Annotated in this window: 16 protein-coding genes, 4 tRNA genes and 2 pseudogenes; 14 read left to right on the forward strand and 8 right to left on the reverse strand. The window is 64.9% G+C overall.

Annotated elements, in window-relative coordinates; all coding sequences use genetic code 11:
• Positions 1-38: 38 nt before the first annotated feature.
• Positions 39-1,154, reverse strand: coding sequence for an isochorismate synthase MenF (locus QYQ98_RS00420; RefSeq protein ID WP_302006816.1), 1,116 nt, complete (start codon positions 1,152-1,154; stop codon positions 39-41).
• 216 nt (positions 1,155-1,370) lie between these two features.
• On the opposite strand from QYQ98_RS00420, the gene QYQ98_RS00425 reads away from it, so the two are divergent.
• The 7 genes from QYQ98_RS00425 (at position 1,371) to QYQ98_RS00455 (ending at position 5,387) form a co-directional block, all read left to right on the forward strand.
• A complete protein-coding gene (locus tag QYQ98_RS00425) occupies positions 1,371-2,474 on the forward strand; it encodes a PHB depolymerase family esterase (protein WP_302006817.1) in 1,104 nt (367 codons plus the stop codon).
• A 25-nt stretch (positions 2,475-2,499) separates the two neighbouring features.
• Entirely contained in the window at positions 2,500-3,990 is a 1,491-nt protein-coding gene (gltX, locus tag QYQ98_RS00430; protein WP_302006818.1) for a glutamate--tRNA ligase, read from the forward strand.
• 146 nt (positions 3,991-4,136) lie between these two features.
• Positions 4,137-4,208: transfer RNA gene (locus tag QYQ98_RS00435), tRNA-Gln, on the forward strand.
• 56 nt (positions 4,209-4,264) lie between these two features.
• Positions 4,265-4,337: transfer RNA gene (locus tag QYQ98_RS00440), tRNA-Glu, on the forward strand.
• A 71-nt stretch (positions 4,338-4,408) separates the two neighbouring features.
• On the forward strand, positions 4,409-4,969 hold the full coding sequence (locus tag QYQ98_RS00445; protein WP_302006819.1) for a scramblase: 561 nt from the start codon (positions 4,409-4,411) through the stop codon (positions 4,967-4,969).
• A 47-nt stretch (positions 4,970-5,016) separates the two neighbouring features.
• Positions 5,017-5,238: a hypothetical protein gene (locus QYQ98_RS00450; RefSeq protein WP_302006820.1), complete on the forward strand. Its 222-nt coding sequence runs from the start codon at positions 5,017-5,019 to the stop codon at positions 5,236-5,238.
• 76 nt (positions 5,239-5,314) lie between these two features.
• Positions 5,315-5,387, forward strand: a tRNA-Glu gene (locus tag QYQ98_RS00455).
• Positions 5,388-5,414: 27 nt separating this feature from the next.
• On the opposite strand, the gene QYQ98_RS00460 is transcribed toward QYQ98_RS00455, so the two are convergent.
• Positions 5,415-5,750, reverse strand: coding sequence for an ATP-binding cassette domain-containing protein (locus QYQ98_RS00460; RefSeq protein WP_367881632.1), 336 nt, complete (start codon positions 5,748-5,750; stop codon positions 5,415-5,417).
• On the opposite strand from QYQ98_RS00460, the pseudogene QYQ98_RS00465 reads away from it, so the two are divergent.
• Positions 5,725-6,450 (forward strand): annotated as a pseudogene (locus QYQ98_RS00465) (oleate hydratase); the annotation flags it as partial. The gene QYQ98_RS00460 and the pseudogene QYQ98_RS00465 overlap by 26 nt on opposite strands.
• 59 nt (positions 6,451-6,509) lie before the next feature.
• Here QYQ98_RS00465 and QYQ98_RS00470 read toward each other — a convergent pair.
• From QYQ98_RS00470 to QYQ98_RS00480, 3 genes and pseudogenes are all read right to left on the reverse strand, one after another.
• A pseudogene (locus tag QYQ98_RS00470) lies at positions 6,510-7,181 on the reverse strand (type 1 glutamine amidotransferase domain-containing protein).
• A gap of 53 nt (positions 7,182-7,234) precedes the next feature.
• Positions 7,235-9,424, reverse strand: coding sequence for a YhgE/Pip domain-containing protein (locus QYQ98_RS00475; RefSeq protein ID WP_302006822.1), 2,190 nt, complete (start codon positions 9,422-9,424; stop codon positions 7,235-7,237).
• Positions 9,421-12,012: a YhgE/Pip domain-containing protein gene (locus QYQ98_RS00480; RefSeq protein ID WP_302006823.1), complete on the reverse strand. Its 2,592-nt coding sequence runs from the start codon at positions 12,010-12,012 to the stop codon at positions 9,421-9,423. Before QYQ98_RS00480 ends, QYQ98_RS00475 begins: the two co-directional genes overlap by 4 nt.
• Positions 12,013-12,333: 321 nt before the next feature.
• Here QYQ98_RS00480 and QYQ98_RS00485 point away from each other — a divergent pair, with 321 nt between their 5' ends.
• Complete coding sequence (locus QYQ98_RS00485) at positions 12,334-12,516, forward strand: hypothetical protein (RefSeq protein ID WP_302006824.1); 183 nt, start codon at positions 12,334-12,336, stop codon at positions 12,514-12,516.
• A gap of 95 nt (positions 12,517-12,611) precedes the next feature.
• Positions 12,612-12,684 (forward strand) — tRNA-Glu (locus QYQ98_RS00490).
• 96 nt (positions 12,685-12,780) lie between these two features.
• On the opposite strand, the gene QYQ98_RS00495 is transcribed toward QYQ98_RS00490, so the two are convergent.
• Positions 12,781-13,236 (reverse strand): carboxymuconolactone decarboxylase family protein, encoded by a 456-nt coding sequence (locus QYQ98_RS00495; protein ID WP_302006825.1) that lies wholly within the window; start codon positions 13,234-13,236, stop codon positions 12,781-12,783.
• 42 nt (positions 13,237-13,278) lie between these two features.
• Here QYQ98_RS00495 and QYQ98_RS00500 point away from each other — a divergent pair, with 42 nt between their 5' ends.
• Both QYQ98_RS00500 and QYQ98_RS00505 read left to right on the forward strand, forming a co-directional pair.
• A complete protein-coding gene (locus QYQ98_RS00500) occupies positions 13,279-14,256 on the forward strand; it encodes a pyridoxal-phosphate dependent enzyme (RefSeq protein ID WP_302006826.1) in 978 nt (325 codons plus the stop codon).
• Positions 14,253-17,021, forward strand: coding sequence for an FAD/NAD(P)-binding protein (locus QYQ98_RS00505; RefSeq protein WP_302006827.1), 2,769 nt, complete (start codon positions 14,253-14,255; stop codon positions 17,019-17,021). Before QYQ98_RS00500 ends, QYQ98_RS00505 begins: the two co-directional genes overlap by 4 nt.
• Here the strand turns inward: QYQ98_RS00505 and QYQ98_RS00510 are convergent.
• Positions 17,018-17,719, reverse strand: a complete 702-nt coding sequence (locus QYQ98_RS00510; RefSeq protein ID WP_302006828.1) for an IclR family transcriptional regulator — start codon at positions 17,717-17,719, stop codon at positions 17,018-17,020. The two genes, QYQ98_RS00505 and QYQ98_RS00510, sit on opposite strands and share 4 nt — an antisense overlap.
• Before the next feature lie 157 nt (positions 17,720-17,876).
• On the opposite strand from QYQ98_RS00510, the gene leuC reads away from it, so the two are divergent.
• Positions 17,877-19,301, forward strand: a complete 1,425-nt coding sequence (gene leuC, locus QYQ98_RS00515) for a 3-isopropylmalate dehydratase large subunit (RefSeq protein WP_302006830.1) — start codon at positions 17,877-17,879, stop codon at positions 19,299-19,301.
• 23 nt (positions 19,302-19,324) lie between these two features.
• Entirely contained in the window at positions 19,325-19,915 is a 591-nt protein-coding gene (leuD, locus tag QYQ98_RS00520) for a 3-isopropylmalate dehydratase small subunit (protein WP_302006831.1), read from the forward strand.
• On the opposite strand, the gene QYQ98_RS00525 is transcribed toward leuD, so the two are convergent.
• Positions 19,912-20,919 carry a bifunctional NUDIX hydrolase/histidine phosphatase family protein gene (locus QYQ98_RS00525; RefSeq protein WP_302006832.1) on the reverse strand — a complete coding sequence of 336 codons (1,008 nt, stop codon included), beginning with the start codon at positions 20,917-20,919 and terminating at the stop codon, positions 19,912-19,914. The genes leuD and QYQ98_RS00525 overlap by 4 nt on opposite strands.

Raw genomic sequence — 20,919 nt, forward strand, 5'->3', positions numbered from 1 at the left:
CGCCAATGTGGCGGGTTTTCTCTTTAGGCGGAAGGACCCTACAGGCCCAGCGCGCGTTGGATAGTGCGCAATTTCGCTGTCGTCTCAGCCAACTCCTGCTCAGCATCGGAGGCGGCAACGAGTCCGCCGCCGGCCCACGCGCGGGCCGCGGTACCGTCTCCGTCTACTTCGGCGCAGCGGATGGACACCATGTATTCTCCGTTACCGTCGCTGTCGCACCAGCCGACGGTTCCGGCGTAGAAAGACCGGTCGGATTCGGCCGTGGTGATCAGGGCGTAAGCGGCATGCTGCGGTGTGCCGCAGACGGCTGGGGTGGGGTAAAGGCGCATGGCGATTTCCAGCGCATTCGGAGCCGGGTCGCTTAAGACCCCTGAAATCGGAGTGGCTAGGTGCCACATCTCGTTCGTTTTTGTCAGCACCGGTTGTTCAGGGACGGTGAGTTCGGTGCACAGGGGTGCGAGCACGTCGCGGATGTGCTCGACCACAAATGCGTGTTCGTCCAAGTCCTTCGTTGAGGTGCGGAGTGCTTGTCCCGCTGCGGCATCCGCGTCGGGGTCGCCGAAGATACGTGCCGCGGAACCGGCCAACGGATAAGACGAAATGAACAAGCCTTCACGCTTGATCAACAACTCCGGCGAGGATCCGACAAGCATGTGGCCTTGTTTGCCGGCAGGAGTGAGGTCCGCGATGAAGCCGTCGCGGGTGCGCGACATGTCGATGAGTCGGGCGGCAACCAACCGTGGATCCACTGGAGGGTCGAACGCAATATCCACCGCACGGGCAAGGACCACCTTGTCCAGAAGTGAATCCTCGATGGTGGCGATAGCTGCTTCGATGCGCCGCAGATGCTCGTGCGGCTCCGGGTCGTAGCCGGAGACGCTTGCGTGCAGCTGGGCCCCTTCACCGATCCGGTAATAGGAGTGGGGCTCAAGCGGGCCGGGTTCTCGGATGATGGACTCGGGCACAGTGAGGGCAGCAGGGGCGTCGCGGTCGAAGGGGAGCGCACCCACCACCATCTCGGCTTTGCCGCTATTCAACGCAGCGACGGCGTCCCACACGTCGATGAAGCTGGTCTTAGCTCCTTGCGTGCGCACAGAGCCCTCCGCGCGGGAGATGAGGAAGTCCGGCGCGGTCGGGGGGCGGTGGGATGACATAGTCACCGATTCTAGTGGGCGGTGCGGGTCGGTTCGGGCATGGGCCGGTTGAGCGGGAGACCCCGTTGTTGTGGGAATTTCAGCTAGCGGGCAGAATACTTCATGGTTCTGTTGAAGATCGAACCGGTATTAACTAATGTTTCGCAAGTGATTGCTGTGGCTAAAGTGCAGCTTTGTCCAGCGGCCCAGTTGTGTCTGTTTTCCGAAAGGCCTCCGATGAAATTCGATGAAACGTGGCGCCGCCGCTTTGCGGGTATTACCGCAGGGTTCCTGATGGTGGCGGGGCTCGCTGCTGCCCCGGCACAAGCCCAGGGACTTCCTACGCCTGAGCAGCTCACTGCCAGCTCCAGCAACGCTGCCGATGTTGCGGCCAAAGCTGCGGCCGATGCCGCGAATAATGCGAACCGCGCGTGGAATGACATGGCGCGCCAGGTCAATGGTGCGATTCCCCCGGGTGTCGGATCTTCCGTTCCGTACAACCCGCTTCCTGCCCCTGCTCAGGCCCCTGCACCCGCTCCGAAGCCGGCACCGGGCCCGTGGCGCGCGACCGCTGGCCAGCCTGTGGCGCCAGGCCACAACGGTGAGATTCGAGTGGGCAACCGCTCTTATCTGATCTGGGTCCCGCACGGCTACAACCCCTCGCGCCCGACCCCCGTCATGGTGGGGTACTCGGCCTTCCAGGACTCGACTGAGAACTTCCGCAACTACTCCCGTCTGCGCGAATCGAACGTGGGGCGCGACGCGATCATTGTTTACCCGCGCGCAATTGGGGCGTCGTGGGAAGGTTCTCCGACTGCCTCCACCGGCCCGGGCCAGGACATTCGCTTTGTCCGCGCGATGATCGACGATGTGCAGCGGTATTACAACATCGATCGCCGCCGTATTTACGCGACTGGCATGTCCACCGGTGGCGGCATGGCCGCGGTCTCCGCATGCCACATGGCGGATCTTTTCGCAGGTGTCGCTGGTGTCTCCGGCGCGTATTACTGGCCGGTGAACGCGAACTGCCAGAACATTCCGGTGGCGTTCCTCGCTTACCACGGCACGAATGACACCCTGACCTCATATAACGGCGGAGTCCGACGCGGCACGCGCTACCTCGGTGTGCCGGATCTGTTCAGCTCGTACGAACGCCGTAACGGCTGCAACGTCGGCCGTATCACGTCGTCGCCGCTGGGCCACAACGCCACCCGCGTTTCCGCCACCGGCTGCAAGAAGCCGGTGCAGGCCATCAAGGTGCACGGCTCCAACCACTTCTGGTGGTACGACCCGTCCACTGCGAACGATATGTGGGCAGTGCTATCCCGCGTGAGCAAGTAGCCGCCCGCGCGCTACAGTTAGGTGCATGACTGACGCACCTGTACGAGTACGTTTTTGCCCGTCGCCGACCGGAACGCCCCACGTGGGGATGGTCCGGACGGCGCTTTTCAATTGGGCGCAAGCCAGGCACACCGGCGGCACACTGGTCTTCCGGATCGAAGACACTGATGCTGCGCGCGATTCCGAGGAGTCCTACCAAGCGATCATCGATTCGCTGACATGGCTCGGCATGGAGTGGGACGAGGGCGTGGTGGTCGGTGGCCCGCACGAGCCGTACCGCCAGTCCCAGCGGATGGAGATCTACGCGGACATCCTGGACAAGCTGATCGAGGCAGGGGAAGTCTACCCGGCGTACTCGACAGCCGAAGAGGTCAAGGAGCGCCATATTGCGGCGGGGCGTGACCCGCAGCTGGGTTACGATAATTTCGACCGCGAGCTCACCGAGGAGCAGGTCGCCGCTTTCAAGGCTGAGGGGCGCGAGCCCGTCTGGCGTTTGCGCATGCCGGACAAGGACTGGAAGTGGCACGACCTCGTGCGCGGCGACATGGAGTTCAAGTCCGCAACGCAGCCGGACTATGTGGTCGCCCGCTCGAACGGCGCGCCCCTGTACACCCTGGTCAACCCGGTCGACGACGCGTTGATGGGCATGACGCACGTGCTCCGCGGGGAGGACCTGCTCTCCTCCACGCCGCGTCAGCTAGCGCTTTATGAAGCGCTTCAACGCATCGGCGTCACCGATTTCACACCGGAGTTCGGCCACCTTCCGTTCGTGATGGGGCAGGGCAATAAGAAGCTGTCCAAGCGCGATCCTGAGTCGAACCTGTTCAACCACCGCGACAACGGCATCATTCCCGAGGGCATGATCAATTACCTCGCTCTCCTCGGGTGGTCGTTGTCGGCGGACCAGGACATCTTCACGGTCGACGAGTTCGTCCAAGCCTTCGACATCAACGATGTGCTGGCTAACCCGGCGCGCTTCGACCAGAAGAAACTCGAGGCCATCAACGCCGATCACATTCGTCTCCTCGAGCCGGAAGACTTCAAGCACCGTCTGCGCGATTACTTGACCGAGTACACGGATTTCCCGGCGAGCTACCCGGAGGAGAAGTTCGGGGTCGCTGCAGAGCTCGTTCAAACCCGCATCAAGATGCTGGGCGACGCGTACGGCCTGCTCAAATTCCTTGTCACGCCGGATGATGAACTAGTGCTCGACGAGAAGGCGGCTAAGAAGAACCTCAAGGAGGACGCGATCCAGCCGTTGGACGCGGGCATCGCCGCCCTCGAGGCAGTGGGGGATTGGAACACGGAGAACATCGAGAACGCGCTCAGCGGCGCGCTTATCGACGATCTGGGCCTCAAGCCCCGCAAGGCGTACGGCGCCGTCCGGGTGGCTGTATCCGGTGAGGCTGTCTCGCCTCCGCTATTCGAATCCATGGAGTTGCTGGGCCGCGAGTCGACTCTGGCACGTCTCCGGTCGGCACGCGCGCAGACACCGTTTCAGCCCGCTGCCGATTAGCGGTGACAGCTCTAATCACACCAGCGTGATTATTGGCCAGCTTTAAGCCCGGTGACCTCGAGATTTGGTGCTATATCGCTGGTGTGGTTATAGTAATCGTCGTTGTTCAGAGCAACCGGCAAGCGCCGGGTCGCACTGAGAAACGATGGCCTATGGTGTAATTGGCAACACTACGGTTTCTGGTACCGTCATTCTAGGTTCGAGTCCTGGTAGGCCAGCTGCAGTTCGAGACAATCCGTGATTGGGTAGAGCTGCTGGACATGAAAGTCCTTAAGCCCCGTTCGTCTAGCGGCCTAGGACGTCGCCCTCTCACGGCGGTAACACGGGTTCAAATCCCGTACGGGGTACAACAAGCGGAGAGCCTCCGGTCTGCTTCACTTTCGAAGCGGACCGGAGGTTCTTCGCTATCGTGGGTGTCATGCTGAGAGAAGACATGCTCACCGTCTCACAATCCAAAACCATCGGCCGCGATGAATTCACCATCGCTGGGGCGAACGGAGAGGTGCTCGGCACTGCGCGGCAGACGCTGAAACTCAGTGACCTGGTGAAAGCCTCCCGCGGCGTGGAAGTGTCGGATGCAGCGGGCAATCTGGCCCTGGTTATCGAAGATCCGGTGAACTTCATCCGCGACACCTATACCGTTCGCCGCGTTGATGACCAGACCGGCACCCAGATGGAACTTGCCCACATCACAAAGCGGTTTTCGTGGATCGGAGCCAAATTCGATGTGGACATCACCGGTTTTCCGCCCGTGAAGATTGAAGGTCAGATCTTCCAGCTGAATTACCAGATCACGGGGGAGGGGCGTCCCATCGCCCGCGTCGACGCGGAGTATTCGGGTATGGGGCGAGCTCTGATGGGAAAGACGACGTACCGGCTTGTCTTCGAGCCTGGTTTAGACGAGAACGTGCATGCCGCCGTGATCGGCATCGCGATCGCCTTGGACATGCGGCGCGAGAAAATGCGGAAATCGCAGTAGTCCGCCTCTCCGGATCTACGCGACCAGTGAGCTGCCAGGGGGCACGAGTGACGGTGGCGGTGCTGCCCGATGCAGTCCAGGTGGGTCCGGCGTTTTCTGCGGGTATGCAAGCGACAATCACGCCAGTGCTGTTCGAGGTGACCAGCTACTCGGTGAACCTTGAATCCAACGGTGTCGAGTTCCGCGCTCGCATGGCGGCGGACCCGAAGCCCGCGGTGGGGGACGCCCTCCGCCTGAGCGTGAACGCGCCGCTCATCTATCCCGCATAAGGTGGCGGCAACCAGTCGATTTGGTTCTTGGCACAGGGTCATTTACTGTTAGCGAGTCGCATTCAAAAGCGAACGCGCCCCGTTCGTCTAGCGGCCTAGGACGTCGCCCTCTCACGGCGGTAACACGGGTTCAAATCCCGTACGGGGTACAAGGCGAAGCGGCCGGTGAAAAACATTCACCGGCCGCTTTTTCGCGCGCGGGCGAGCAGCAGGCGTCGCCGCTGGCCCGAAGACAGCGAGTCCGCGCCGTTGGCCAGCGGAAAGTCGATTTCGACGGCGGCGAGGACGGCGGTTGCGGTGGCGTCGTCAAGCGAGGGCGCGGCGACGCGCAGGTTGTTGCGCGCTGTGGTGGTGAAGACCCCCGCGTCCTCAGCGAAAAGGCGGGTGCCGAAGGGCGCTAGGGCCTGGACGGAGGCGGGGGCGCGCAGCCCCGCGAGGGTTTTGAGCATCGTCGTTTTGCCGCAGCCGGATGGGTCCTGGACGAGCACCGTGAGGACGCTGGACGAGCGCATCCCCCGCTACATCGAGAAGATTGCCAAGCGCGACCCCTTCTCCGGCAAGGTGGTCACCGGCGGCATCGTGACCGCCCGCGACTCCAGCTGGCTGCTGTCCTGGACAGTCAACCAGCCGCACTTCAAGAACCAGCCGAAGGACCAGATGGCTGTCTGGGTCTACGCCCTGTACTCCGACACACGCGGCGACTACACCGGCAAGACCGGCGAGGAGATCAGGCGCGAGTGGCTCTACCACCTGGGCGTGCTCGTCGAGGAGATCGACGAGCACGCCGCCACCGGCGCCAAGGCCGTCCCGGTGATGATGCCCTACGTCACGGCATTCTTCATGCCGCGCGCCGCGGGCGACCGCCCGGACGTGGTGCCGGAGGGCGCGAAGAACTTCGCCTTCATCGGCCAGTTCGCCGAGTCGGCGCAGTGCGACTGCATCTTCACCACCGAGTACTCCGTGCGGACCCCGATGGAGGCCGTCTACACGCTTATGGACATCGAGCGCGGCGTGCCTGAGGTGTTCAACTCCACCTTCGACGTGCGTACGCTTCTCGACGCCACCGTTCAGCTCCGCGACGGCAAGCCCCTCGCCACCTCGCCGGACCACCGGGCCGGTCACTTCATGCGCAAACACTTCTTCGACAATCTCGAGGACAGCGAGATCAGCGAGCTGCTGCACGAGTACGGCCTGATCCAGGCCGCGAAGTAGCTCAACACCGACATGAAAACCCCGAAGCCGTCTCGACCTCGGGGGTTCTCGGTCGCCCGTCAGCGGGAAAGGTCAGCCACGAGACGCTCTGCGAGCTGTTGCGAAGAGGACGGGTTCTGCCCGGAGTAGAGTGCGCCGTCGACGGTGACGTGGGGTGCGTAGGGCTCCTGCGCCTTCTCGTAATCCACGCCCAGCTCCACCAGCCTGTCCTCGAGTAGCCACTTCGCCTTTTCCGCGAGGCCGCTCGCGCGCTCCTCGTCGTTGGAGAAGCCGGTCATCTTCCGCCCGGCAAAGGGAAAGCCGCCGGTCTCGTTCTCGGCGGCGAGGACGGCGGCCGGGGCATGGCAGAGAAGGGCGACAGGGGTGTTGTCCTGCACGCGCCGGGCGGAGGATGCGCCCCGAGGCCTCGTCCACGGCCAGGTCCTCCATCGGGCCGTGTCCGCCGGGGTAGAAGACGAGGTCGTAGGCGGAGTCGTCCACCTCCTCGAGGGCGAGGGGCTGAGACAGGACAGGCTGCAGCTCGTCGAGCTTCGCTCGGACGCGGGCGAGGATGTCCGCGTCGCCCCGTCGCCGAGGCTGACCTTGTCCACGGTCGGGGCGCGCCCGCCCGGGGTGGCCACGTCCACGTCCCAGCCCGCGTCGGTGAAGACGGTGTAGGGGTTCACCAGCTCCTCGGCCCAGAAGCCGGTGGGGTGCTGTGTGCCGTCGTTCACCGACGACGGCCGCGGCATCTGTGTGGGCGGTCACCGCCCGCGTGCGCGGCACCATCGACCTGTAGGCGCGGCTAGGTCATCATCACCTTGGTCTGCGCAACCGCCTCGTCCATGCGGTCGATCGCGTGGTGCAGCCGGTGGCGCAGCCAAAGGCCGAGGAAGAGGAAGGGCAGCGCGAAGAGGACGAGGATGCCGAGGGCTCGCCAGAAGTCCCAGCCGTAGGTGCCGAAGACCGCGGCGCGCATAGCGCGGATCGAGTAGGTCGCGGGCAGCCAGGGGCTGATCGCCTGCGCCCAGCCCGGCAGCAGCTGCAGCGGGTAGGCGCCGCCCGCCGCCGAGACCTGGAGCACCAGGATGAGCACGCCCACGGCCTTGCCGGCGTTGCTCAGGGAGATCACCAGCGTGTAGCAGATCAGGTGGAAGACCAGGCTCGAGACCCACCCCGCCACGAAGAGGAGGAAGGGGTGCGCGGGCTCGATGCCCACGTAGACAATGAGCCCCGCCATGAGGAGCGTGGATTGGGCCAGGCCGGTGGTCACGAACGTCAGGTAGCGGCCGAAGTACTTCTGGCCAGCGGTGAGGCGGCCGGGATCGACCACGTTCTGTTCGATGGAGCGGTCGTCCGTGCGCACGGCCACTGACGTCAACAGGGCGCCCACCCACAGGGCGAGCACCGTGTAGAGCGGGGCCATGCCGGCGCCGAAACTGACGCGGGGGAAGATCTCCTTGCGCTCCACCTTGACTGGGTCGACGAGGGCGTCGGCGAGCTCCTCCGGGTGGCTGGAGACGAGGTCGGCCAGCTTCGTCAGGTCCCCGCTCGAGCGCGCCTGCGCGATCGACTGCTGCGCCTCCTGCATCCTCGCCGCGTTGGCGCGCAGAGATTCCGCCGTGTCGCGCAGGTCCGCACCGGAGGCTGCGAGGGTGTCGCGCAGCGAGCCGGGTCGGTTGGCCAGGGCAGAGGAGACGCCGTCGATGTCCGAGCGGGCCTTGTCGACGTTCGCCCGGACGTTGTCCAGCGAGCCCGACAGCGCCTCGAGGCGCGGGCGGATCCCGGTTTCGTAGGAATTTTTGGCCGAGTCCATCGCCTCGCGGGCCCGGGCGATCGAGTCCTTGATCTCCTGCCGGTCCGCGTTCTTCCCGTCCCGGCTGCCCTGCCCGGCGGTGAGGCGCGCGGCGGCGTCGTTGAGTCGGTCGCGAACGGCCGTCTGGCGGGCGATGGCGTCGTTGAGGTCGCCGACCACCGCGCGCACCCCCGGCTGGGCGTCGGGGGGAAGCGCCGGGGCGACTTCACCGTTGATGGTGTCGCGCAGGGCCGTGTACTGCTTCACCTGTACATCGATGCGCGCGGCGATGTCCGTCAGGCTCGCGGCGGTGGCCTGGGAGGTGGCGGAAGAGTCCGCCATCAGCTGGTCGACGCGGTCGCTTACGGCGGCAAAGCTTTCCGACGTCGCCACCAGCGCCGCCGCAAGCGCCGCGCCGTCTCCGCCGAGGCCCGCCCCGGTGGCCCCGAGGTCGACGGGGCGGACCTGCCCGAGGGAGTCGCCCAGCGCCCCGGAGATCCGCTCGGCGCTGTCGACGAGCGGCACGCTCGACTCGGTGAGCGAGGCGAGCGCGTCCACGGTGCTGGCGCTGGAGAGCAGCTGGTCGCGGGCGCTGGCGGTGCGCGTCTCGATGGAGTCGAGTGCCTGCTTGGTCTCCGCCTCGTTGAGGAAGTCCGAGGCCGTCTCGATCAACCCGAAGGACACCTCGGCGAGGGCTCTAGTGAACGACGCGCTGATCTGGGCGCTGACGCCCTGCGTGCCGCTGGAGATGAGCAGCGGGGAGATGGGGTTCTTCTTCTCGTTGACGTAGAGGTCGATGCGGCTGGGTTCGGCGTTTCCGGCGTAGAAAGTGAACATGTCGTCGCTCAACGTGGGCGGCAGGACGATGGCGGCGTAGTACTCGCCGGATTTCGCGCCCTCGATGGCGTCGTCGGCATCGGTGATGACCCAGTCCATCGAGTCGTCGCGGTAGAGCTGGGAGAGCACCATGTCGCCGACGTTGACGGCCAGCGGAGTGAGGTCGCTCGTGTGGCCGCGGTCGGTGCTGGCCACCGCCACCTCGAGGCGCTCCGTGTTGGCGAAGGGGTTCCACGTGGCCAGCACGTTGAACCAGGCGAAGAGGCAGGGGATGGTGATGAGGCCGACCATGACGATGCCCGCCATGACGTTGGTGTAGAGCCGGCGCAGGTCGTTGTAGGCGATGGAGAAGACGGTTCTCACTTGGTGTCCTCGCTTTCGGCATCCGCGGGCCCGATGGTGACGCTGGTGCCGGCGGAGTCGTGGCGGTGGATCACGGCGTCGCGCAACTCGGCCTCGCCGAGGCGCGAGACCTGTTCGGCGTCGACGAGGCTCTGCGTGAAGTACTCCACCGCGCCGAGGTAGAGGACGACCAGCAGCGACCAGGCGACGACGATGGCCAGCATGATCGTCTTGTCGGTGGGCAGGAGCATGGTGAGCAGGGTGATGATGGCGATGCCGGCAACGCCCGCGCCGATCCCGCCGAAGATGAGCGTGCGGTAGTTCTCCCGCAGCATCCGCGCCCGCTTCTCGACGCCCCCGCGGAACTCATCCCGGTCCGACAGGGCGGCCATGAGGTCGGACGCGCGGTAGGGCGAGCCCATGACCTCCACCTTCTCGTTGGTGATCAGGTTCGTGCGAGCGAGCTGGCGGTTGAACAGGAGGTTGGCGTGCGAGGAGGTGAGTCGGAACAGCCACCCCAGGGCGAAGGCCGCGGCGGACATGGCGAGAAGCGTAGCCAAGAAGCGGAGGTAGTGATGGCCGTAGAACCCGGCGATGGTCTCGCGCATCGCGTCGATGCCGTAGCGGAAGGGGAGGAAGGGGTAGATGCGGCGGAAGAAGCCGGGCATGAGTTCGATGGGGTAGAGGCCCGACGCGCCCGGGATCTGGATGACGACGAGGAAGACGGCGATGCCGCGGCCAATGTGGCCGAGCGCAGAGACGATGGAGTAGATGATCCCCGTGTAAGCGACCCCGATGGCGATTGCGGTGGCGAGGAAGGCCGTGACGGACTGCATCTGCACCCCGAAGGCCACGTTGCCGAGCGTCACCACGACGGCCTGGAGCACCGAGAGCGTGGCGAAGAGGAGGAAGCGGCCGAGGTAGGCCTGGCCGACGGTGAGGCGGCGGAAGCCCTCGGTGTCGACCTCGACGCGGAAGATGATCGTCAGCACGAACGCGCCGATCCACAGGGCCAGGTTGGTGAAGAAGGAGGCCATGGAGCTGCCGTAGTTCTCGGTGGGGAAAAAGGCCTGCTGCTCGACAGTCACGGGTGAGGAAATGTACTCGCCGATCTTCGCCGAGTTGAGGTTCGTCACCGTGTTGAGGGTCTCCGAGTCGGAGGTGGCCAGGAGAGCGTTGATGTCGGCCTGGGCGGAGCGAACGCCGTCGGCAAGCGTGCCGAGATTGCCTGAGACCTCGTCGAGGATGCTGAGGCTGGCCGCAAGCTGGTTGTCCACCCCGGCGAGCAGGGAGGTTGTCTCCTCACGCAGGGCACGCTGGCTGCTCAGCGCGCCGCGCACGGAGGCAACGCTGCCGGAGGCCTGGGCGAGCGAGGCGTTGATCGCGGGCACGGACTCGCCGAGCTGCGTGCTTGCGGCGCGCGCCGCGGTGTTGGAGTCGGTGGTCGCGGCCTCGAGGGAGTCGCCGAGCTCGCCTATCGACGCCAACGCAGTGCCCGTGCGGCGGTCCACGTTGTTCAGGCCGTCGAGGACGGTGCGGGAGGCGGCGGTGCGCTCCTCCAGCACGCCAGCCGCGGCGTCGAGCTGAGCGCGGACCTCGGGCGACAGGGCCGCCCCGGCCGACAGGGCGCGCAGCTGCGCGGCGGCGGACTCGCCCTGCTTGACCACGCCGTCGATCTCGCCGACGGCGGAGCGCACCCGCCCCTGGGCGGTGGCGAGCTGGTCCGTCGCCCCCGCGATGGAGGCGTTGGCGGAGGCGGCACCGAGGCTGAGCGCGTTGGTGGACTCGACGAGCGCGGTGGAGGTGTCCGCGCTGAACCCGGCGGAGGACTTCTGTAGCTCGGCGATGATCCCTTCGACCTCCCCGAGGGAAGAGTCCACGGACCCGAGGGTCTCGTCGACGGAGCCGACGAGGGCGTTCAGCTCGGCGACGACCGGGCGCGCCCCGTTGATGCTCTGGTTCATCGTGGCCACCCGCCCCTGGGCGGCGTCGAGGTCGGCGGCGACCTGGGCGAAGCTCCCGGAGGTCTTGCCGCGGGCCTCCTCGGCGCCGTCGCGGAGGGTGTAGCCCGTGCTACGCAGCTCGGTCGCCGCAGCCTCGCCGACCTTCTTCTTAAAGGCCTCGGACACGGCTGTGTCGACAGCGGAGGCGCCCGCGTCGGTGATCGAGGGGGTGACGCCGTTGCTCTTCTCGTTGACGTAGTACTCCAGCACCGGCTGCGTGTAGGTGCCGCTGACCAGGCTCAGCAGGTCCTCGCTGAATTCGGGCGGGATGAGGAACATGGCGTAGTAGTCGCCGCGCATGAGCCCGTCGCGGGCCTCGTCCTCGGGGAGGAACACCCACCCGATCTTGTCGTTGCCCTTGAGCTGCTCGGTGATCTGCTCGCCGATGTCAACCTCGCCGACGCGCTCGGCGGAGGCACCGCGGTCGTTGTTGACCACCGCGATGCGGATGTTCTGGGTGTGGGCGTAGGGGTCCCAGAAGGCGTTGATGTTGAACCACGCGTAGAGCGCGGGGGTGATGAGCACGCCGACGATGATGATGAAGGCCCGGGGAACGCGCAACAGGCGACGAAGGTCCCGTCCAAGAATCTGCCCGCTTTTTCTCACGGGGCGAGCGTACCCTCAAATGGAGCGTCGTGGGAAACGCTCCGCGGCGGCCCCGCTGGCCCGGAACGCATAAGCTGGCGTTCATGCTTCCCGAATCATCCCCCGGCCTGCTCGCCGCTGTCGGCGGCACGCCCCTCGTTTCCCTTCCCGAACTCGGCGGCACACCGTGCACCGGGTAGATGAGCAGACTGGTGGCAAGGCGGAGTTGGCCCACATCACCAAACGCTTCTCTTGGATCGGCGCCAAATACGACGTGGACATCGCAGGTTTCCGCCTGTCAAGATCCAAGGACAGATCTTTGAGCTCAACTACCAGATCACCGTGGAGGGGCGTCCCATCGTCAGTGTTGACGCTGAAAACTCCGGTGTCGGCCGAGCTCTGATGGGAAAGACGACGTACCGGCTTGTCTTCGAGCCTGGTTTAGACGAGAACGTGCATCCCGCCGTGATCGGCATCGCTATCGCTTTGGACATGTGGCGCGAGAAAATGCGGAATTCGCAGTAGTCCGCCTCTCCGGATCTACGCGACCAGTGAGCTGCCGATTTGGTTCTAGGCTGCGCGTCATTTCCTGTTAGCGAGTCGCATTCAACAGCGAGCGCGCCCCGTTCGTCTAGCGGCCTAGGATGTCGCCCTTTCACGGCGGTAACACGGGTTCAAATCCCGTACGGGGTACAAGATGAATAACAAAGATCCGACATCTCCAACAGGGATGCAGGATCTTTGCTTTGCGGTACTGTTTCGATCGTGCCCGTCAAGCGGGCCCGCGGTTTAAGCGCCCGATTCGGTTGAACTCTCTCGCGGGCCGAGCTCTTCTTCGAGCACCTGCTGCGCGACCTTCATGGCGGAAAGGGCGGCGGGTGCCCCGCAGTAGCCGGAGGAGTGGATGATGGCTTCGGTGATCTCTTCGCGGGTGAGGCCGTTTGTCAGGGCGCCGCGGACGTGCCCGCGCAGTTCCTCGGTGGCGCGCAAGGCGACAAGCATGCCGATGTTGAGCAGGCTGCGGTCGCGGCGGTTCAACCCCGGGCGTGTCCACACTGAGCCCCAGACGGTGGCTGTGACGTGCTCCTGGAGTTCTTCGCCGTCGGTGCCGGCGGCGCGCCCGAGAGCGGCGTCGACAAAATCATCGCCCATGACCTCGCGCCGGACGCGGATTCCTGCGTCGTAGCGGCTGTCAGCGTCAGACGGGGACGTGGTGGTGTGGGGGTTGGTGCCGGAATCAGTCATGGGACAAGCCTAAACCATCGAAGTTGGCATAAGCTTCCTGTTATGACTGAATTAGGGTGCGGAATACTCGGGGCCATCGGTAAAACTCCTCTTATTCGCCTCGACGACATTGCGGGGCAGGGGGGCGTGGCGTCTGACACCCGGGTGTGGGGGAAACTCGAGTCCTTCAATCCCGGCGGGAGCGCCAAGGACCGCACTGCGCGTGCGTTGGTGGGCGAAGCCGAGCGGCGCGGGGAGCTACGCCCAGGCATGAAGGTCGTTGAATCCAGCTCCGGCAACCTGGGTGTCGCACTAGCACGCGAGGCGGCTGTGGGGGGCTGGGAATTCCACTGTGTTGTTGACCAGCGGACCAACTCCGCCACCTTGGCGTTGATCACTGCTCTCGGGGGAATTCTGCACCCCGTGACAGAGCCAGACCCTGAGACAGGTGATTGGCTCGTTGCCCGGCGCAAGCGTGTCGCCGAGTTGAAGGACGAGCTCGGCGCGGTGAATTTGGACCAGTACTCCAACCGGGCTGCTTTCGCGGCGCATGACGGGGGAACGATGGCGGAGATCGTCGATAAGCTTGGGCGCGCTCCCGATGTTCTGGTGGTGGCGGTGAGCACGACCGGCACGATCGGGGGTTGCTTGCTCCATATCCGCGAGCACGGGTACGACACACACGTTGTGGCGGTCGATGCGGCAGGTTCCGTGCTTTTCGACGGCACCCGCGGCCCCCGCCTTCTCCCCGGCTATGGTGCCGGCGTGGTGCCCGATCTCTCCACCGAAGTCGACCCCGGGCGGGTGATCCGGGTGGAAGCGGGCGACGCTGTGCGGGCTGCCCGCCGTATGGGGCGAACGACAGGGTTCCTGCCCGGGGCGTCCGGCGGTGCGGTTGCGCACGCGCTGGACGAGTTGCTTGAGGAGGGCGCACGCGGCGACATCGTCGGCATCTTCCACGATGACGGCCGTGCGTATCTGGATACGGTGTACAACGACGAATGGGTGGAAGAGAACCTGGGAAGCGGGATAGTCGAATGAAGGTAGGCATCATCGGTGCGGGCCCGCGGGGACTGTGGGCCGCGGAATCGCTCATGGAACGCGCGCGGCAACGCGGCGCCGCCATCGAGCTGACGGTGTTCAGCGACACCACGTTAGAGCGCGCGTCCGCGCCCGGAGCGTTTGCGCAAGACCTCCCGGAAGAGTGGATCCTCAATGCCCCGAAGCGCATCGTGCAGACGCAGTTGGGCAAGCTCGACGCCGCCGGTGAGCACGAGGGCCAGTTCCCGCCGCGCAGAACCGTCGGGCATCTCCTGCGGAATTCTTGGAGCGCCCTGGAACACCATCTTCCGCCGCAATGCAGTGTCGAGCACCGCTTCACCCACGTCCGTTCGGTGCACCCGGTGGACGGCGGCGTGGACGTGGACGGCGATCTCTTCCACGAAGTGCTTCTGGCCACCGGGCACGAACACGATTGGCCCGGTTCCCTCGCCAACGCGGATCTAGGGGATCTGCGCGTGGTCGCGCCTGCGTACCCGCCGGCCAACCTCGATGCGGTGGAACCAGAGGATGTGGCACTCGTGCGCGGCGCGGCTCTGACGTTCATCGACGTGGTGCGGTACGCGAGGGCACAAACCTTCTACCCGGTGACGCGGTCTGGGCGTTTCATGGAAGTGAAGGCATACCTCGACGATGACCGGGCCACGCTGGCCAAGCCGGTGATTCAGGCCGCCTCCCGGGCCGTTGCGACATGCGGCAGCTTGGCAGAGGTGAAAGAAATCCTGGCTGGCTGCGCCCAGGATGTACTGCGCATCGCCGGCGGTAACGGCTCCATCGACGAGATTCGGGCTGTCCTGGACGGGAAAGATTTCGCGGGGGATCCGGTGGAGGAGTTCCGGGTCTCGCTCGCCGCAGCCCAAGGCGAACGGCCGTGGACACCCGCATTGGCCGCGGCGCTCGCGTTCCGGGACACCTACGATGCCCTCATAGAACGCGCGTCGTACGGTGGCCGGGACACTCTCGGAGGCCGGGACTTCGACGCCTTCACACGGACGATGGAACGCGTCGCATTCGGTCCCCCAGCGGAGTCGGCCGCTGAGGTGCTTGCGCTCGTCGACAGCGGGCGGATCCGCACCGACGCCATGTCCCGCGGCGGCGAGGATATCCGCGCGGTGGCAGAGTCCGTCGGCGCGACGGTAGTCATCGACGCGGTACTGGCTCCGCCGGGAGTGGTGGAAGGATCCTTGGTGGCCGACCTTGTTTCCCGCGGTGTCGGTGAGCGCTACCCGGGCACGGATGCGCTCTATGTGGGGCGTGACGGCACACTGGTGGGGCAGAGCCACATCGCCGCGGCGGGACGGATGAATGAAGGCTACACTCTCGGCCACGACACGTTGCGCCGCAGTGCGCACGATGTCGTGGAACGCTGGGCCGACCGGGTCAGCGCAGCCGCGCTGGCGGACCCTCTCCGCGTGCACGGCATGCCCCCGTTGGAGCCCGTGAGGTTCGACTGGTCCGACCGTTTGCTCTCAGATGAACATGCCTGCATCGACCTGTTGGACCGATTCGGAAGTCCCGTCAACGTGCTCAACGCTGGCCCGATGCGTGACAATATCGCGGAGCTCGTGGACGCCGGCGAGGCAGCGGGCGTGGAAACGAAAGTCTTCTACGCGAGGAAGGCGAATAAGGCGCTTCTGTTCGCCGACACCGTGCGCGACTCAGGCAACGGCGTGGACGTTGCGAGCGAGAACGAGTTGCGGCAGGTGCTCGAACGCGGAATGCCGGGGGAACGGATTATTCTCTCCGCCGCCATCAAGCCGGATGCGCTGCTGCGCCTGGCCATCGACAACAACGTGGTTGTCTCCGCAGACAACAGGGCCGAGTACGACCGGCTGTGCGCACTCGCTGAAGCGGCGGGTGTTCCAGCGCGCGTCGCACCGCGGTTGGCACCCGATCCGGATGCTATGCCTCCGACCCGTTTCGGTGAGCGGCTGGAGGCGTGGTCCGACCACTTGTCGGCGCGGTCGCCGCATGCGCGCATCGTCGGCGTCCACGCGCACTTGCACGGCTACGCGGCGAAAGACCGGCAGGCGGCGTTGCGCGAATGCATGGAGTTGATCGACCGGTTACGCACGGCAGGACATGCACCGGAGTTCATCGACATCGGCGGCGGCGTGCCCATGAGCTATCTCGCCCACGAAGAACAGTGGGACGCGTACCAGGAAGCCATCGGCCAGCAGCGCGCCGGGTACGCCACCCCCTTCACGTGGAAAGCTGATCCGTTGACCAACACGTATCCGTATTGGCAGACCCCGACTCGCGGCGAATGGTTGGCAGAAGTCTTGTCCGGCGGCATCGCCGAGGGGATGCGGGAGCGCGGACTGCGGCTCCATCTCGAACCGGGGCGTTCGCTTCTCGACGGCTGCGGGGTCATCCTCACCCGTGTCGCCTTCACCAAGACCCGCTCCGACGGCCTGCCCCTTGTCGGAGTGGAGATGAACCGGACGCAGTGCAGGACCACCTCGGACGACTTCCTGATCGACCCTGTGCTGGTGAAGCGGGAGGGAAGGTCCGCGGTGGCAGGGGAACCACTCGAGGCATTTCTCGTCGGAGCGTACTGCATTGAAGACGAGGTGATCCTGCGCCGGAAGATCCGCTTTCCGGAAGGGGTCGTGCCCGGCGATATCGTGGCCATCCCGAGTACGGCCGGCTATTTCATGCACATTCTCGAAAGTGCGTCGCACCAGATTCCGTTGGCCAAGAACGTCGTCTGGCCGAAGGGAACTCTCGACGCGATCGACCGTTAGATCGCTTTGGTGAGCTTGTCGGCGGCGGCGAGCAGTTGGGAGCCCCACTTCTCAGCGGGAGAGGGCTTGAGCCGCTCGACGGGGCCGGAAATGGATAACACTGCCAGTACTGCGCCGTTTGCTCCTTGAATAGGTGTGGAAACGCTGGCGAGTCCCACTTCGCGTTCTGCGACGGATTCGGCGATGCCGGTGGAGCGCACGGTGGCCATTTCTTCGTCGGAGAAGGGGGCGTCGACAAGCTTGTGCGCGGCGAAGATCTTCGCCGCGGAACCGCGGTCGAGCGGCAGCTGCGAGCCGACGGGCACGGTGTGCGTGAGTCCGCTCGGGGGTTCGGCGGCGGCGACGCACGTGCGGAAGGATCCGGTGAGCTCGTACAGCTGGACAGATTCATTCGTGGTGTCCACGAGGTCTGCCATGATCGGTTTCGCGGCGTCGATGATCTTCGAGGGGGCCAGCGACGCGTAACGCGCCAGGGCAGGGCCGATCGCCCAGGCACCGGTGTCGGTGCGGACGAGCACGTGGTGCACTTCTAGAGCGGTGGCGAGCCGGTGCGTTGTCGCCCGGGGAAGCCCAGTGTCGGCGCTGAGCTCGGAGAGGGTCTTTTCGCCGGACGCGACGGCGTCGATAAGCGCGATCGAGCGGTCGAGGACCTTGATTCCCGAGCTGTTCTCCGCCGGGCCTTCCACAGAATTTCCCACGGAGTGGATCTTATCATCTCACTATATGGTCGATGGGTGCCCGTCCCAGCGCGGTGGACGGTGTGCGGAAATGGTGTCGGCTGTACTAAACTGTCCCATTGAATGGAAACGTCAATCCCGCGATATGGAATCGCTGGAGCACGGAGGAGGAGAGACTATGGCGCAAGATCGACCCTTGACGCTGGCAGAGAAAGTGTGGCGCGACCACGTGATCACCGAGGGCGAAAACGGCGACCCCGACCTGATTTACATCGACTTTCAGCTCCTCCACGAGGTCACGTCCCCGCAAGCATTCGACGGTCTGCGCATGGCAGGACGGACGATCCGCCGGCCCCAGCAGCACCTGGCTACAGAAGACCACAATGTTCCGACCGTGGGCATCAAATCCGGCAACCTGCTGGAGATTGAGGAGCTGACTTCTCGCACCCAGGTGTCCACCCTGCGGAAGAACTGCGAGGAATTCGGCGTGCGCCTGCACTCGATGGGCGATGTCAAGCAGGGCATTGTCCACACCGTGGGACCCCAGCTCGGAATCACGCAGCCGGGCATGACCATTGTCTGCGGCGACTCCCACACCTCCACCCACGGAGCGTTCGGCTCCATCGGCATGGGAATCGGCACCTCCGAGGTGGAGCACGTCATGGCCACCCAGACGCTGCCGTTGAAGCCGTTCAAGACCATGGCCGTGGAAGTCTCCGGCGAATTGCAACCGGGCGTGACCGCAAAGGACCTGATCCTGGCCATCATCGCCAAGATCGGCACCAACGGAGGCGCCGGCCACATCATCGAGTACCGCGGCGAAGCCATCGAGAAGCTTTCCATGGAAGCGCGGATGACCATCTGCAACATGTCCATCGAGGGAGGTGCCCGAGCGGGCATGGTCGCTCCCGACGAGAAGACCTTCGGATACGTCAAGGGCCGCGAATTCGCCCCGAAGGGCAAAGACTGGGACGATGCCGTCGCGTACTGGAAAACGCTGCCGACCGACGAGGGCGCGGAATTCGACACTGTCGTTGAGATTGACGGTTCCGCGCTCACCCCGTTTGTCACCTGGGGAACTAACCCCGGCCAAGGCCTGCCGCTGGCGGAATCCGTTCCGGACCCAGAGTCTTTCGGCGACGACACACTCAAGGCCGCGGCCGAGAAAGCCTTGAAGTACATGGACCTCGAAGCGGGGACCCCGTTGCGCGAGATCAAGATCGACACCGTCTTCCTCGGTTCCTGCACCAACGCCCGTATTGAAGACCTGCGCGCCGCCGCCGAAGTGGTCAAGGGCAAGAAGATCCACCCCGAGACCCGCATGATGGTCGTGCCGTCTTCGGCAATGGTGAAGCAGCAAGCGGAAGAAGAGGGCTTGGACCAGATTTTCCGGGACTTCGGCGCTGATTGGCGTACGGCCGGCTGCTCCATGTGCCTGGGCATGAACCCGGATCAGTTGAAGCCGGGGGAGCGTTCCGCGTCGACGTCCAACCGCAATTTCGAGGGCCGCCAGGGACCGGGCGGGCGCACCCACCTTGTCTCGCCGCTCGTCGCCGCGGCAACTGCGATCACCGGCCACCTCTCTAGCCCGGCCGATCTCTAGTACGAAAGGAAGTGCCTTAGATCATGGAGAAATTCACCACACACACCGGCGTCGGCGTGCCGCTCACCCGCTCCAATGTGGACACCGACCAGATTATTCCGGCGGTCTACCTCAAGCGCGTATCGCGCACGGGCTTCGAGGACGGTCTGTTTTCCAACTGGCGCAACAATGAGCCGGATTTCGTCTTGAACCAGGACGCGTACAAGAACGGCTCGGTCCTTTTCGCCGGCCCGGACTTCGGCACCGGTTCTTCCCGCGAGCACGCCGTGTGGGCGCTGATGGACTACGGCTTCAAAGCAGTGTTCAGCCCGCGTTTCGCCGATATCTTCCGCGGAAATACGTCCAAGGCTGGCCTCCTGGCCGGCCAAATGACGGATGCTGACATTCAGCTGATCTGGAAGCAGCTCGAGCAGGAACCCGGGCTCGAAGTCACAGTGTCGCTGGAGGACCGCACTGTCACGGTCGGCGAGAACACTTACACATTCGAGATCGACGACTACGTCCGCTGGCGGCTCATGGAGGGCCTGGACGACATCGGCCTGACGCTGCGCGACGAGGAGGCCATCGAGCGCTTCGAAGAGCAGCGTCCGGCGTACAAGCCCGCTATTTCTTAGCGCACCGGCAGCGCCGACGGCAGGTAGTCGGCGCCGGTGAGCCTGCCGTCGTTGAAGGAGAGCACCCACACGGAGCCCTTCTTCGCCTTGATGTCCCCGTCGATGGGCAGGCGGCCGGTCGCCGACAGCCACGCGAGTATATTCGGGATGACGTCGCCCTGCGCGCAGATGACGCTGACGCCGCCTTGCTCGACGACGTCCATGAACGCTTTCTGGGCGCCGACCATGTCGGAGAGCCACGCCTCGTCGCCGAAACGCTGATCGACGTCGACGGGGAGATTCAATTCGTCGGCAAGCGGGGCGACCGTCGTCTGGCAACGATCCGGCACCGCAGAGTAAATCCTGTCGGGGTGGAACGGCGCGAGCATCGGAACAAGCATTTCGGACTGGCGGCGGCCTTTTTTGTCCAGCGGCCGCAGATTGTCGTCTCCGGACCACTTTTCGCGGTCGTGCGCGCGGGCGTGGCGGACGTACAGGACACGCGCGGTGGTGGGAATGCCGAACCGCTTCTGCGCTTTTTGCAGAACTTGACGGTCGAGGTCGTAGGACATGATGGCCGTGGCTTCGTCGAAGGGGAGCCAGCGGATTTCGTCGACTTCCTCGTTCGCTTCGAATTCTCCGCCGACCACTTCGCCGGTCCAGTAGTAAACCACCTTCGTGGAGTCCTTCACCGGGTACACGGTCTTGCCCAGCAGTTTGCCGAGGCGGACATCGTAGCCGGTCTCTTCCTTGATCTCGCGTACTGCGGTGGCGACCAGTGACTCACCTGGGTCGACTTTGCCCTTAGCGAGCGACCAGTCGTCGTACCGGGGACGGTGAATGCACGCGACCTCGATTGTTCCGGGATCCGTCACATCACCGCGCCAAAGAACGGCACCTGCGGCAAGCGTGGTGCGCTTGAATTCCTCAGCTGGTTTAGTGGGAATTTCCTGGTGGCGGCCGGTGAGGAACATCTCTCCTTTGAGGTCTTTGTCCTCTTCGTGCATGTGTGACTTTTTGCCCAT

Source organism: Corynebacterium sp. P3-F1 (genome assembly GCF_030503635.1).
Taxonomy (GTDB): Bacteria; Actinomycetota; Actinomycetes; order Mycobacteriales; family Mycobacteriaceae; genus Corynebacterium.